A 13,840-nucleotide genomic window follows, 5' to 3' on the forward strand; every position below is an offset into this window, starting at 1 on the left:
GCGGCACGAACCCGTTTTGTCATTTTTAATTTTTAATTCCGACAAAGCAGTGTTAGTCTATCGCCTCATAATCAGCCGCAGCAGTACTTTCATCATCAAAATCAAAATTGAATTGTGGTAGTGATGCTTCATTGGTGGAAGTTTCAGCGACTACTGTTGAAGAATTATCAGCAAGTTCTTCTTGTTCAATTGGGTTGTCTAATGGGGTACTGGCTCGTTTGTAAACATCTGCACCAATGCCAAACAGAGTTTGTTGGAAGTCCTCTAATATTGGCTTAAAGACTGCTAGAGAGATAGAGGGGTCATTCATTACCGCTTGGAGTTTGGCAAATTTCTCACTTGCCAACACTTTAATTTCTTCACCGATTAAGTCGCCATTATCTCGTAAAGTAGACGTGTAACTTAACAACAGGTTATCAGCTTGGTTTTTAAGTTCAATCAGTTCTTTACGTTTTCTGTCTTCTTCAGCATACAACTCAGCTTGTTGCCGCATCCGTTCGACCTCAGCTTGACTTAAACCACCTGTATTGGTAATCCGAATACTTTGCTCTCTGCCTGTACCCTTGTCTTGAGCAGAAACTTTGAGGATACCGTTGACATCGATGTCAAAAGCTACTTCAATTTGTGGCACGCCACGAGGAGCAGGGGGAATACCAGCTAGGAGAAACTTACCAAGAGTTTTATTATCTCGTGCCATAGCCCGTTCTCCTTGGAGAACATGAATTTCCACGGAAGATTGTCCATCAACTGCTGTAGAAAAGACTTGGGATTTGCTCGTGGGAATTGTGGTATTACGTTCAATGATTTTAGTAAAGACTTCTCCTAAAGTTTCCAGACCTAAAGATAAGGGAGTGACATCTAAGAGTAGCAGGGTATCAACTTCCCCACCCAACACACCAGCTTGCACGGCTGCTCCCAGTGCTACAGCTTCATCAGGGTTGATGGAACGATCTGGAGTTTTGCCATTGTAGAATTTGATTACAGCATTTAAGACCGCAGGAATGCGAGTAGAACCACCTACCAAAATAATCCGGTTGATGTCTTTGGGTTTGAGGTCTGCGTCTTTGAGCGCCTGAATCATTGGTTCGATGGTGGCTGCAATTAAATGCGCTGTGAGTTCTTCAAATTTAGAACGACTTAGTTCCATCTCCAGATGCTTGGGGCCTGTTTCATCGGCAGTGATAAAGGGCAAGTTAATTGAAGTATTTACCATGCTGGAAAGTTCAATTTTTGCCTTTTCTGCTGCTTCCCGCAGGCGTTGCAGAGCCATTTTATCTGGGGAAATATCTATGTTCTCTTGTCGCTGGAATTGCTCTAGCATCCAGAGGACAATGCAATTGTCAAAGTCGTCTCCACCCAGTTGATTGTTACCGCTAGTTGCTTTAACTTCAAAAACTCCATCTCCAAGTTGGAGAATGGAGACATCGAAAGTTCCACCTCCCAAGTCGAATACTAAAATCAACTGTTCTTGATCTTGCTTGTCTAAACCAAAGGCTAAAGCGGCCGCTGTGGGTTCGTTGATAATCCTGAGGACTTCTAAGCCAGCAATGGTTCCAGCATCTTTAGTTGCTTGTCGTTGGGCATCTGTGAAATATGCTGGTACGGTAATCACCGCTTGAGTTACAGTTTCACCCAAAAAGTTTTCCGCCTCCTGTTTGAGTTTTTGCAGGATCATTGCGGATATTTCTTGTGGTGTGTAGTTAGATCCGCGAATTGCTACATCAACAGTATCATCTCGACCTTTGACACAGTTATACGGGACACGATTACGTTCTAATTGCGTATCATCCCAACGGCGACCAATGAATCTTTTGATACTGTAGATTGTATTTTCAGCATTAGTGATGGATTGCCGCTTGGCTGACTGACCAACTAAGAGATCGCCACTCTTGCCAAATCCGACAATACTAGGAGTTGTGCGTCCCCCTTCGGAATTGGCAATCACTATCGGTTGCCCACCTTCCACAACAGCAACGCAACTGTTAGTAGTGCCTAAGTCGATCCCAATAACTTTTCCCATATTTACAGTATTTTTATTGAGTGCTTGTACCGTGATTTTTCGCAAACTATCGTTTTTTGCTCAGGGCTAGAAGCTGAAGGTAACATCTGTGTAAATCATATTGGTATACCGTGGAAATACAAAGAGTTATGCCGATGTCTGCTGCTGATTAGGAAGCCGAGTCTGGAGATGGAAACAATTATGGAGGGGCTGTTAAATTTCAGAAACCATTCAACAGCCCTATCCTTTTTGAGAAATGTGATTCTCGCCCTTGTCAGAATTTAGAACTTTTCAGTCAGTGCGGTGAGCGAAGAACACTTAACCGTTATCCTGATTCGATTCATCTTCTGGTTCGGAAGGTGTATCTTCTTTTGGGGCTGCCACTTTCACCATTGCATGACGCAGTATGCGTTCTCCCAAATAATACCCGCGTACTAACTCTTCTAAGATAGTACCTTCTGGATGTTCATCCGTAGGTTGCCGCATGACTGCTTCATGGAGGTTAGGATCAAATTCTTGACCTTCAGGTCGCATTGGTGACACACCTAAACGCTTAAGACAATCCACTAATTGTTTATAAACCCCTTGATAACTTTTGTGAATAGTCATCTCGCCATCGGTTTGCGGTTTGAGGTGCGCTCTGGCCCGCTCAAAATTATCGACTACAGGCAGTAATTCCATAATCGTATTGCGTTTCACCTGCATCTCTGTGTCTTCTTTTTCTTTGGAGATGCGTTTGCGATAATTCTCAAAATCTGCGGCAATCCGCATATATTGTGTACTACGCTCTTCAAATTGTGCTTTTAGAGACTCATTTTGTTGAGTCAATTCTGCTAAAGCTGCCGTATTTACTTCTGTTTGTTCTGCCGCAGCGACACCATTTTCCTCTGTGAGTGCAGGTTCTGCCGGTACATTAGTTTGGGCTGCCATTTGCTCAGTCACCTCGCTGCCAGATTCGTTAGAGTTAATTTCGGCTGGGGAGTCGCTTTTCATTGCTTGCTTTACCTCTATTGGTTCACCCAATTGCTGGCTTGTATTGTTTACTTGTTTATTTTCGTCCATAATTGTCTACTCATCCCAGATGCTTTTGACGGCAGTGCGTCAAGCAATTGTAGATTTTGGATTTTGGTGAGTCAGCGCGGTCTTGGGGAGCCACTGCGTTGGGCGGCTCTGCCGACTTGAAGCAAGTGGCGTGGTTTCCCCCATGTAGGCGCTTCGCCTTCCCGTAGGGTGCGACTGCGTATCCCTTACGGGAGCCGGAGGCATACCCGAAGGGCTTTTGGATTTAGCCCTTGTCTGAAGACAGGGACTTGGTTTCAGGATTTGGGATTTATTCCATGATTAAAACTGCGATCGCTGGGAGCATCTTTGAGATTTTAGTTTGAGCAGATAAAATTTAAAATCTCAAAGATAGTAGCCACATATTGCCACCTTTACTGTTTAAGGCTGGCAACCAAAGCTGATTTTATCGCCGACATTTTCTTGGGAGTGATGTCACCGTCCTCTTATTGTGACAAATAGTGAACGAATTAGCGTAGCCTTTCTGAAGGCGGTAGCCAGAACAGCAATGGTAGCACCAAGAGTAAATCTTGTGGAATTGTGGAATTGTGGAAATTGTTTGCCTTCGCCCCTGATCATAAGTCAGTAGTTCACCTAATTACTACTCATGGAAGAAAAGGTATTGATGGCAATACCCTTGGTGTTAAGGAAAATTATCTGTGTGGAAAACTCCAAAAAATAAATTATCCAATTTCACCGCATCAAAACGATTTTTCCTCCCTCTGCAAGATCAGCCCCCTGCTCCCCTGCCCTAAAAGCAATGGGATATTCTTTTATTTGGAAGTCTCTTGGGGAAGCAGAGGCAGCAGGGGCAGAGAACGAGGCTAATCTGAACTGTATTCGGATTGGTGGAAGAGACAGGGCGCTGAAAAAAGGGGGCAGAGGGGGAAAATTATTCTCCCTATCTCCCCAAAACAGTACTGAGAATCAAAATTTTTCAGCAGAAAAGTTTTAAACTGAAATTTAATACAGTCCCAATGCGAATTTTTGACTACAGTGTGGGAATACTTGAATAAGAGGTCTCCTACTCATTGACATATGACTTACTCCTCACCACAACGGCGTAGTACCGCTCTAACTACAAGAACAGAGTTTTCGCCCTTCGGCAACAAGCTGGTGCAATCTGGCTATGTCAATAATGAACAGATGCGGCAGGCGCTGATTGAAAGCCGCAAGTCTGGCAAAATGTTGACAGATGTACTGGAATCAATCACTGGGCAACAACTATCACCTGAGTTTCTCAGAGAATACAAGAAACAACATTTATTTGAACTAAAAATACTATACGGTGTTGAATCCCTCGATCCACAAGTCAATCAAATTGGCAACATAAACGTCAGCAAATTGATTGAAACCCTGATCCCAGTGGATATCTGTCGTCGTCACCGTTTAGTACCTTTATCTAAACATGAGGAGCAAAACCCGCCTTATTTATTAGTGGCGATGGTTGATCCGGATAATCTAGAGGCTTGTGATGATCTCAACCGCATCTTGCGCCTCCAAGGCTTATCCTTGCAGCGGCTGGTAATTACCCCGGAAGATTACCAGCAGATGATCAACCAATACTTAGATGAGTTCGCTGTTCGGGAAAAGCAACGGGAACAAGAAAAGTTTACAGATGTTGGTCAAGATTTAGTAGCTATCGACAACATAACTGATGAAGTAGCTGAGGATGGAGAGGTTGATATTGGGGCGGCGATGAAGGGGGCTGATGATGCACCCATTATCAACCTTGTCAACAGAGTCCTGTTCAAAGCTTTGCATGAAGGCGTTTCGGATATTCATATCGAACCACAAGAGGAAAACTTACGCATTCGCTTCCGTAAAGATGGGGTACTGCGTGAAGCCTTTCCCGCTATGCCAAAAAAGATCATCCCGGCAGTTACAGCCCGATTTAAAATCATTGCTAATTTAGATATCGCGGAAAGGCGTTTACCCCAAGATGGACGGATTCGCCGCTTGTTTGAAGGACGGAAAGTAGACTTCCGTGTCAATACCTTACCCAGTCGCTATGGGGAAAAGGTGGTGCTACGGATTCTGGATAACTCTTCTACCCAACTGGGGTTGGATAAGTTAATTACTGATCCAGAGACTTTGAAAATTGTCCAGGATATGGTCAGCAAGCCTTTTGGATTGATTTTGGTGACGGGTCCCACAGGTTCTGGTAAAACTACTTCGTTGTATTCGGCATTGGCAGAAAAAAACGATCCAGGGATTAACATCAGTACGGTAGAAGACCCGATTGAGTACAGTTTGCCAGGGATTACTCAGGTACAGGTAATTCGGGAAAAAGGACTGGATTTTTCGACGGCTCTGCGGGCTTTCTTGCGACAAGATCCCGATGTGTTGCTTGTGGGGGAAACACGAGATAAAGAAACCGCCAAAACAGCGATTGAAGCGGCGCTGACAGGTCACTTAGTATTAACTACCTTACACACAAATGATGCTCCTGGTGCGATCGCTCGTTTGGGAGAAATGGATATTGAGCCTTTCATGGTTTCCAGTTCCTTAATTGGCGTTCTCGCACAACGTCTGGTGCGTCGTGTATGTACAGAATGTCGGATTCCCTATACTCCCACTACTGATGAACTAGCTCGCTACGGTTTATCAGCTTCCAAAGATGTGGAAATAACTTTCTATAAAGCTAATACTCTCCCTTCAGAAGCCATAGTCGAAGCTAAAACCCACAATCAGCTTTGCCAAAAATGTAATGGTGTTGGCTATAAGGGACGTGTTGGTGTTTATGAAGTCATGCGGATCACCGAAAACCTCCAAACTCTCATCAACGAAGATGCACCCACGGAACGCATCAAAGAAGTAGCCGTAGAGGAGGGTATGAAAACCTTACTTGCTTACAGTCTGGATTTAGTCCGTCAAGGTGCCACCACTCTAGAAGAGGTGGAGCGTGTGACATTTACTGATACCGGTTTGGAAGCTGAGTTGAAAGCCAAACGCAAGAGTGGCCTGACCTGTAAAACTTGTGATGCCACATTACAACAAGAATGGCTAGATTGTCCCTACTGTATGACACCCCGTTTTCAAGATTAGTGACAGGGGGAGCAGGGGGAGCAGGGAGCAGGGGGAAAGATATAATTTCAAAACCTTTGATTTCTTGGCATTAATTTGGCATTAATTTAGTTCTTGGTCATTTGATTTTTGATTTTGAATTTTGAATTTTAAATTGGAGCGAAGCAACTATGGAAATGATGATTGAAGACTTGATGGAGCAGCTAATTGATATGGGTGGTTCGGATCTGCACTTATCAGCAGGTTTGCCACCCTATTTCCGCGTCAGTGGTCATCTGACTCCCATTGGTGATCATGTACTAAGCGCCGATGAGTGCCAAAGACTGATTTTCAGTATGCTCAACAACACCCAGCGGAAAACCTTGGAACAAACCTGGGAATTAGATTGTTCCTATGGTGTCAAAGGATTGGCTCGCTTCCGGGTGAATGTCTACAAAGAACGTGGAGCTTATGCTGCTTGTTTGCGGGCTTTAAGTTCTAAAATCCCTAACTTTGAAAAATTAGGTCTTCCAGATGTAGTCCGAGAAATGTCTGAAAAGCCCAGAGGATTAATTCTCGTCACAGGTCCCACCGGTTCCGGTAAGACCACTACCCTAGCGGCAATGATTGACTTAATTAACCGCACTAGAGCAGAACATATCTTAACCGTTGAAGATCCAGTTGAATTTGTCTACGAACCCATTAAAAGCCTGGTTCACCAACGGCAATTAGGTGAAGACACCAAAAGCTTTGCTAATGCCTTAAAAGCAGCCTTGCGGGAAGATCCTGATATTGTTCTGGTTGGGGAAATGCGGGATTTAGAAACAATTGCTTTGGCGATTTCAGCCGCGGAAACTGGACACTTGGTATTTGGTACGCTGCACACTAGTTCGGCTGCACAAACAGTTGACCGGATGATTGACGTTTTCCCTCATGAAAGACAAACTCAGGTGCGGGTGCAATTGTCCAACTCTTTAGTCGCAGTGTTTAGTCAAACCTTAGTACCCAAGAAAAATCCCAAACCAGGTGAATATGGTCGGGTAATGGCTCAAGAAATTATGATTATTACTCCGGCTATTTCCAACTTGATTCGTGAGGGGAAAACCGCCCAAATTTACTCAGCTATCCAAACAGGAGGTAAATTGGGAATGCAAACTCTAGAGAAAGTTTTAGCTGATTTGTACAAAGCTGGAACTATTTCTTTTGAAGCAGCAATGTCTAAAACTTCTAAACCTGATGAAGTTCAACGTCTCATCGGTGGAATACCACAACAGGGCGCAGGGGCAAAACCTGGTTCGGTTGCTAGAGCGCATTAAGTTTCTAATAGTGCCTACGGCAGGCTACCGCCAACGTAATTCGTAATTCGTAGTTATTATTCTAATTACAAATTATGAATTACCAATCACCAACCTCTAAACTTTTCAATTTTCAATTTTTAATTTTTAATTGATATTATGCCTACTTATCTTGCTCGTGTTCGTGACTCCCAAGGAAAATCCCGCACCGAGAAATTTGTTGCTGATTCTTTGTCAGATGCTCGGACTAATCTTAGAGATAAAGGTTTTGTTGTCCAAGATTTGAAAGAATCTCAAAGCTTGGCTTCAATCCTTGATTTCAAAAAATTCCAGAATTCTTTGGTGAAGGTTTCTGTTAAAGATAAAGCAGTTTTTTCTCGTCAATTTGCTGCATTGGTAAATGCAGGTGTGGCAATTGTCAGAGGATTGGGTGTACTTTCTGAACAGTGTAGCAATCCTAAACTCAAACAAGCTCTGATTGAAATTGGCAACGATGTGCAAACTGGAGTTAATCTTTCAGATGCCATGCGTAAACATCCTGACTGCTTTGATGGTTTGTATGTCAGTATGGTTCAAGCTGGAGAAGTTGGTGGTGTACTTGATGAAGTACTGAATCGCCTAGCTAAATTATTAGAAGATGTAGCCAGATTACAAAACCAAATTAAATCAGCATTGTCTTATCCAGTAGTGGTAGGTTTTTTAGCCACCGCGATCTTTGTGGGGATGACTGTTTTTCTGATTCCCATTTTTGCGAACATTTTTGCAGATATAGGAGTAGAATTACCTCCTTTAACACAATTTTTGATGACTTGTAGTTCAATATTACGAAGTTGGTGGTCTTTAGCAATTATTGGGGCTTTTATTGCGCTTTCCTTTGCCTATAAGCAGTATTACAAAACCCGTGTTGGTAAAGAAACTATTGACCGTCTTTCTTTGAAAGTTCCTTTGTTTGGTGACTTGATTCAAAAATCTTCAGTAGCTCGTTTTAGCCGGACTTTTGGATCTTTAACTCGTTCAGGTGTACCAATTCTAACTTGTTTGGAAATCGTGCGAGATACATCAGGAAACCAAGTGGTTGCTAATGCCATAGATGCAGCCCGTTTAGATGTTCAACAAGGAGGTATGATTAGTATTGCGTTGCAAAAAGATGCAGTTTTTCCGCCTATGGCAATTCAGATGATGAGTATCGGCGAAGAAACTGGGGAATTAGATGCTATGTTGATGAAAGTTGCCGATTTCTATGAAGATGAAGTAGAACAGGCAGTTAAAGCACTAACCAGTATTTTGGAACCTCTGATGATTGTGGTTCTTGGGGGGATGGTTGGTACAATTTTGTTAGCAATGTATCTGCCTATGTTCAAGGTATTTGAAACATTGGGCTAAAAAAATCAGTGAACAGTTATCAGTGAATAGTGAAGAGACTGATAACTGATAACTCATACAGCAGGTTGCGTAGTTAGGAGGTACAAAATCTAAATTGAAACCTATACACAAAGCCAGTTTTACTCCTGACTCCTGACTCCTGACTCCTGACTCCTGAATTCTGCTGTAACTGATAACTAATAACTGAAAAATTATGCCTGTACAAAAATCTGTTTATGAAGCGAGTTTAGCTGAGTATAGCAATCATTTAGCTGCGATCGCTCTCCTCAAACAACATCGTCCCTATTTGGAGATGATTCCCAGTCTCCGTCGTCCTTCTGAAAGTGTCATTACTATCCCTTTACCAATAGTCCGAATTCGGGATATTGAAACTAAGACTTCACAAACCACAAGTTTACCCTGTGATATCGCTATTATCATGTGTGACCCGGAATGGAAAATCAAAACTGGTGTAGAAATTTTGGTTTTCATTCATCGTCCCCATGAAGACTTTTCTGATTTATTAGGAAGATGGCGCAAAAGTCAAGTGTTATTAGATAAGGAATATGAATGGTTAATGCACCCCCGTCACAGTCATATTCTGAGTGAGGGCGCAAATACTATTTATCCTCTGTTTGTGGTGTTCAAAGAAACATCAGAACGCATCCAACGGGGTCTTGTGGGTGCTGAACTGCCTTTTATTATCCAAACACCCCCTTCTGTGGTTGAAGAAGAGGTGACAGCGTCTTTTTCTTCTTCCGAACTTCCTCCAACTTAGATGAGGTGACAGGGGAGATGGGGAGACGCGGAGACGGGGACGCGGAGAGTTTGTTTGATCAGCAATTAAGTAGTTTAAAACCCTCTTTCTCCCTACCCCCTGCCCCCTGCCTTCAATTATCCATTACCATATGCCTAACGGCAGGCTACCGCCAACACCCATCACCCATCACCTATCACCTATTTTACAAACTTAGGCATGATTTCCGCAGCGGTAAATAAGCCAGAAATACCCCGTTGATGTAATTCCTGACCGGCTTTGAGATAACCAAAGGCGGGACCACAGACATTAGCCGCCATGCTGGTTTCATCGCCTAATGTAAAGGTGTGGGTGGATATTTTCCCTTCAAAGGTGCGTCCGGTAATTTTCACATTCGTACTGAGGGGCTTTTTGGGGTTGCGGGTATCAACTACACCACCAACTGTGACTCTATCCCGTGAACAAATTCCGGCTATTTCTAACATCACATCATCGGCGTGTTCCATGTTTTCCAAAGTCAGCACGCCATTGGTTTTATCTAGTAATGCTTCCACCTCTGCGTCAGTCATCGCCCTAGCTGTTTCTACACTATAACCGGGCATATGTCCAATATCTTCCCGAACCGTGGCGCGGTAGGCTTCCCAGTTAGCAATTCCGACACCAAAGGTAATTACTACATTGTGAATTTCGGCGTAACTTTGGGCGGCTAATGCGGCGGCGGCGGTTAATAGTCCAGGGGTAGCACCACAGCCTGTCATGTAAGTAATTCCCGCAGCTTGCAGTTCGTCTTTCATGGACAGGAGTTGTTCAACTGCACTGGTGCGTTTGATAGCATCTACTAACACACCTTTCCAACCAGCTTTGATAAATTCTTTAGCGACGTTGGGGATAAAGTCGTTGGGGAGGTTGGGTAAAGCCAGGAAATAACCATCTACAGCGTCACCAGTGGCTTGAATAAGGTCTTGAATACTGTTATTAGTTAATGTCCCAACTGGTTCTAAATAACCGACTGTACCTTGATTTTGGTAGGTGGTAATACAAGCTTGGGTGTTTAAGCCTTCGGTGGAGTAAGCATAGCCTTTTTGGTCTGCGGCTGCAACTAAGATCATTTCCCGTTTGCTGGAAAGGAGTTTTGCGGCTGCTTGTCCGAGTCCACCAAAACCTAAGACTCCGACGCGGATAGGTTGGTTGTTCATAGTGATTTTTCTGTGTTGGATAATGGTTAATTATGCTTTATTTTTATCCAGGTTTCGCGCCAATGCACAAAGAAGCAAAGGCGCAAAGAAGTAGATTAATTTGGGGTATAGTTCAATACGGTTCAGTTAAGGCTATGCAGTGCTTGAAACAACAAACACAGGAGGATTGGTTATTGTTCCAGTGCCTCTGTGTTTAACTTTTTTAGAGCGAAATTTTGATACAGGCTTTTTCACAACCCTTGGGTTGTTTCTATGAACCCTTTCAGGGAAAACGGCATCTATGCTGTAATCAAGCGTAAATTGTCAAAATTTTCTCCTCAAATAGCCAACAAAAATAGTCGTTAAAGTAAATCTATCTTGGCTCGACCATACATCTGCCGCTTTAACATTGTCAGTCGATTAATATGTCCTTGTTCTACTAATTGTAGTGCCTGTTGTTGACGGCTGGGTCGTGGTACTCGCACAACTACAGTACCGTCGGTTTGGGTTACTGATGAAAGACTGTATGCTTCATCGACAGCTTTGAGAGCTTGATGATGTGTAGCGAATACTTGGGTTTTGTGTTTCAGCTAAGTTCTGCAATAATAGGTGTTTTACGAATTCGCCAGCAGTGTCTTCGCCATATCTAATATCTAACCCAATTTGGTATTACTCTTGAGGACTACCGCAAATTAACCGTCTTGGGAGTTCTTCTTCTAACCAAGTATTTAGCAATTCGTTTAAGAGTCTTTTTTGGGTAGCCGCATCAAATTGAGCAGGAATATGTCTTTCTAACCGGACGAGCGCTAAGTATTCCCCATTTTGAATAGGGTTTAGCATTTGTCCTACAGGAATGTTAATCAAGGACTGTGCCAAGAATGGAGGTAGTGAACCGAGTTCTACAGGGCCAATCAAACCACCAACTTCGGCTTCTGTCCCTTGAGCGTATTGTTTTGCTAACTCTGCAAAAGATTGTTCACCTTCAAGAATACGGAAATAAAGTTCCTGTACTAGACTGGGTTCCTTGTGATGGAGAATTGAGTAAACAACTTGGTCTAACTGACTCTGGCGTTTTATAAAGTAGGAATGTAATTGGTTACCCCACCTTGCTTGTTGATATTTTTCTAGTCTGAGAGGACGTGTAGCCCACTGCTTCAACTGTTCTTCAGTCAGATAACGTTGTCCCAACCAAGCTTGCTTTTGTTCTATTGTTTGGAAGGCGTGTGCTTGATGAAACTGGCTCAGACATTCTGCTTCTTCTTCAGGGGTACAAGAGATGGTAGCGATCGCTTGCTCAACCAAAACTTCACAGGCTAAATGTGGCAAGAACCCGTACCTAGCTAACAGAGGGATGATTTCTGAAGCAGAGAATGCTTGTTCGCCAATTTTCAGTACTGTGTTGCTTCTTAACAAAGTTTCCGATGACAATAGTTGATCTCGGTATTGACAAGCTGCGGTTAAACGTTGTTGAGTTGTTGTCCATTGTTCTGGAAAAGCTTGACGGGTATAGACTTTCAACGCCAATTGATAGTAAGCGATCGCCTGTTCTACATTTTCCTGCTTATTTCCCTGAATTCGTTGCTCATAGCTTTGAGCTAAATTAATCTGGGTTGTTGCCCAAGCTCTCGGTGCAAATTCATGAGTGTATACTTGCAAAGCCGATTGATGTGCGGCGATCGCCTGTTCTATATTTTCCGCTTGATTTCCGATTAATCGGTCTCGATAAACTAATGCCAGGTTATTCTGGGTCATTGCCCAATCTTCGGGGAACTGGTCACGGGTATAAACTTTTAAAGCAGATTCATAGCCAGCGATCGCTTTTTCAAGATTGTCTGATTTATCTCCTAGGATGCGATCAGAGTAGGCGATCGCTAAGTTATTTTGGATTGCTGCCCAAACTCTCGGTTCAGTAGAGTGATTGAGAACTGTGATCGCTGTTTCATAACCTGCGATCGCTATCTCCAAATTTAACTCCGGTGAGCCAAACGGACAACGCAGAAACAAAGTACCCAGATGAGATAAATCTTTAGCAATACATTTTGCTGTATCTGTATCTACTGCCAGTATACTAAAAGTAGCCCAATTACGTAAACTGTTGCTCCAAGAAGATTCAACTTGGCTGAGATTACTTTGCAAAATGGGGTAAACAGCTTGAGGATTACCACCACTATCCTTAGTAATTTGCAATAACCGCAGCAGGAGATAAGGAAGTTCTGGAGGAGTAGAACTTTCCACCTGTTTATCTTCAGTACCTACAGGTGTTGGAGAATTGTCTGTAAGTGACTCTGGGAATTCTTCTGTAGTAGAGGGAAGAGAAGATGATTCTGAGGAATGTTTCCCTAAACCCAAAACCCCTGCTAGATTTTTGATGCGATCGGCAAAAAAGTTGATTTGTCGAGATTGTTTGCCATTATTAAGAGTCGTTTCAATCAGTAATGCTGGAGAAGAAGCAAGTTCGGGTTTTTTCTCAGAATTTAAATCAGAATTTACAGTTGATGTATCTGTCGGTTTAAGCAGACCCAATAATACCGCTAATTGACGAGCGCCATTGAGTAAAAAGTTGGCAGCATCCATCTCTCCCTGTACTGCCAGGGAACCTGCCGTGTGAGCCATCACATCCACTAACCCGGCATCCACTAGATCCCGATGAGCTTCTAACACCTGGTTTTCTTCTCCCTGGGGACAAGTTAATAAAGTTTGTACCAGTTTATTGTAAGCAGGTAATCGGGATGAAAAAGCTTCAGAGATGGATTGTTGTAGTGCTGTTAATAACTGACGTAAAAACTGCGCTGCATCAGCAGCACCTTCTTTTTCAGCTTCCTGGACAAACGTTTCTAACATTTGCAAAAATGATCGATCAATCAAGTCTTGGTGAGATTCCAAAATTTGGCCTTCCTCACCTGGTGAACAAGTCAAAAGTTTTTGTATCAGGTTTAAATAAGCTTGGAATCGTTCACGTTCTAAATCATCCTGTGCTGCGGGCTGATTGAGGTTAGTTGAATTAATCATGGTAGGCTATTCAAAACCGGATAATCATTTTTGGGTAAAGGGCTAAGGATATTTTTTACAATCTTGGGAAATGAATTTATAATCATCGTTAAATCAAAATATTATTTTATTTAGCCCAAATTTTACTATGTTTTGGGTTGTTTTTTAGGGGTTTTACTAACATTTAACACTTCTGATA

The 13,840-nt window shown here is 42.9% G+C and carries 9 protein-coding genes; 4 read left to right on the forward strand and 5 right to left on the reverse strand.

The genetic code is table 11. From position 1 onward, the window contains the following. Positions 1-52: 52 nt before the first annotated feature. Together dnaK and grpE are read right to left on the reverse strand one after the other, a co-directional pair. On the reverse strand, positions 53-2,020 hold the full coding sequence (dnaK, locus tag H6G68_RS07910; RefSeq protein WP_190906196.1) for a molecular chaperone DnaK: 1,968 nt from the start codon (positions 2,018-2,020) through the stop codon (positions 53-55). A gap of 297 nt (positions 2,021-2,317) precedes the next feature. After that, a complete protein-coding gene (gene grpE / locus H6G68_RS07915; protein ID WP_190906197.1) occupies positions 2,318-3,064 on the reverse strand; it encodes a nucleotide exchange factor GrpE in 747 nt (248 codons plus the stop codon). A gap of 1,032 nt (positions 3,065-4,096) precedes the next feature. Here grpE and H6G68_RS07920 point away from each other — a divergent pair. The 4 genes from H6G68_RS07920 to H6G68_RS07935 all read left to right on the forward strand — a co-directional run bounded on the left by H6G68_RS07920 (position 4,097) and on the right by H6G68_RS07935 (position 9,499). Then, positions 4,097-6,106: a GspE/PulE family protein gene (locus H6G68_RS07920; RefSeq protein WP_190906135.1), complete on the forward strand. Its 2,010-nt coding sequence runs from the start codon at positions 4,097-4,099 to the stop codon at positions 6,104-6,106. A 149-nt stretch (positions 6,107-6,255) separates the two neighbouring features. Continuing rightward, positions 6,256-7,380: a type IV pilus twitching motility protein PilT gene (locus tag H6G68_RS07925; protein WP_190906136.1), complete on the forward strand. Its 1,125-nt coding sequence runs from the start codon at positions 6,256-6,258 to the stop codon at positions 7,378-7,380. A 138-nt stretch (positions 7,381-7,518) separates the two neighbouring features. Then, positions 7,519-8,742: a type II secretion system F family protein gene (locus H6G68_RS07930; RefSeq protein ID WP_190906137.1), complete on the forward strand. Its 1,224-nt coding sequence runs from the start codon at positions 7,519-7,521 to the stop codon at positions 8,740-8,742. A gap of 193 nt (positions 8,743-8,935) precedes the next feature. Next, positions 8,936-9,499 (forward strand): hypothetical protein, encoded by a 564-nt coding sequence (locus tag H6G68_RS07935; RefSeq protein ID WP_190906138.1) that lies wholly within the window; start codon positions 8,936-8,938, stop codon positions 9,497-9,499. Positions 9,500-9,678: 179 nt separating this feature from the next. On the opposite strand, the gene bioU is transcribed toward H6G68_RS07935, so the two are convergent. The 3 genes from bioU to H6G68_RS07945 form a co-directional block, all read right to left on the reverse strand. Further along, complete coding sequence (gene bioU, locus H6G68_RS07940) at positions 9,679-10,674, reverse strand: (S)-8-amino-7-oxononanoate synthase BioU (protein ID WP_190906139.1); 996 nt, start codon at positions 10,672-10,674, stop codon at positions 9,679-9,681. 341 nt (positions 10,675-11,015) lie between these two features. Continuing rightward, complete coding sequence (locus tag H6G68_RS27580) at positions 11,016-11,138, reverse strand: hypothetical protein (protein WP_277925426.1); 123 nt, start codon at positions 11,136-11,138, stop codon at positions 11,016-11,018. A gap of 184 nt (positions 11,139-11,322) precedes the next feature. After that, positions 11,323-13,662 (reverse strand): peptidylprolyl isomerase, encoded by a 2,340-nt coding sequence (locus tag H6G68_RS07945; RefSeq protein ID WP_190906140.1) that lies wholly within the window; start codon positions 13,660-13,662, stop codon positions 11,323-11,325. Positions 13,663-13,840: the final 178 nt, after the last annotated feature.

Source organism: Anabaena catenula FACHB-362 (genome assembly GCF_014698735.1).
Taxonomy (GTDB): domain Bacteria; phylum Cyanobacteriota; class Cyanobacteriia; order Cyanobacteriales; family Nostocaceae; genus Anabaena; species Anabaena variabilis_A.

Excerpts from the sequence above, each read along its gene's own strand:
- dnaK (WP_190906196.1), bottom strand. The coding sequence starts at position 2,020 with ATGGGAAAAGTTATTGGGATCGACTTAGGCACTACTAACAGTTGCGTT.
- H6G68_RS07920 (WP_190906135.1), top strand. The coding sequence starts at position 4,097 with ATGACTTACTCCTCACCACAACGGCGTAGTACCGCTCTAACTACAAGA.
- H6G68_RS07925 (WP_190906136.1), top strand. The coding sequence starts at position 6,256 with ATGGAAATGATGATTGAAGACTTGATGGAGCAGCTAATTGATATGGGT.
- H6G68_RS07930 (WP_190906137.1), top strand. The coding sequence starts at position 7,519 with ATGCCTACTTATCTTGCTCGTGTTCGTGACTCCCAAGGAAAATCCCGC.
- H6G68_RS07935 (WP_190906138.1), top strand. The coding sequence starts at position 8,936 with ATGCCTGTACAAAAATCTGTTTATGAAGCGAGTTTAGCTGAGTATAGC.
- bioU (WP_190906139.1), bottom strand. The coding sequence starts at position 10,674 with ATGAACAACCAACCTATCCGCGTCGGAGTCTTAGGTTTTGGTGGACTC.
- H6G68_RS07945 (WP_190906140.1), bottom strand. The coding sequence starts at position 13,662 with ATGATTAATTCAACTAACCTCAATCAGCCCGCAGCACAGGATGATTTA.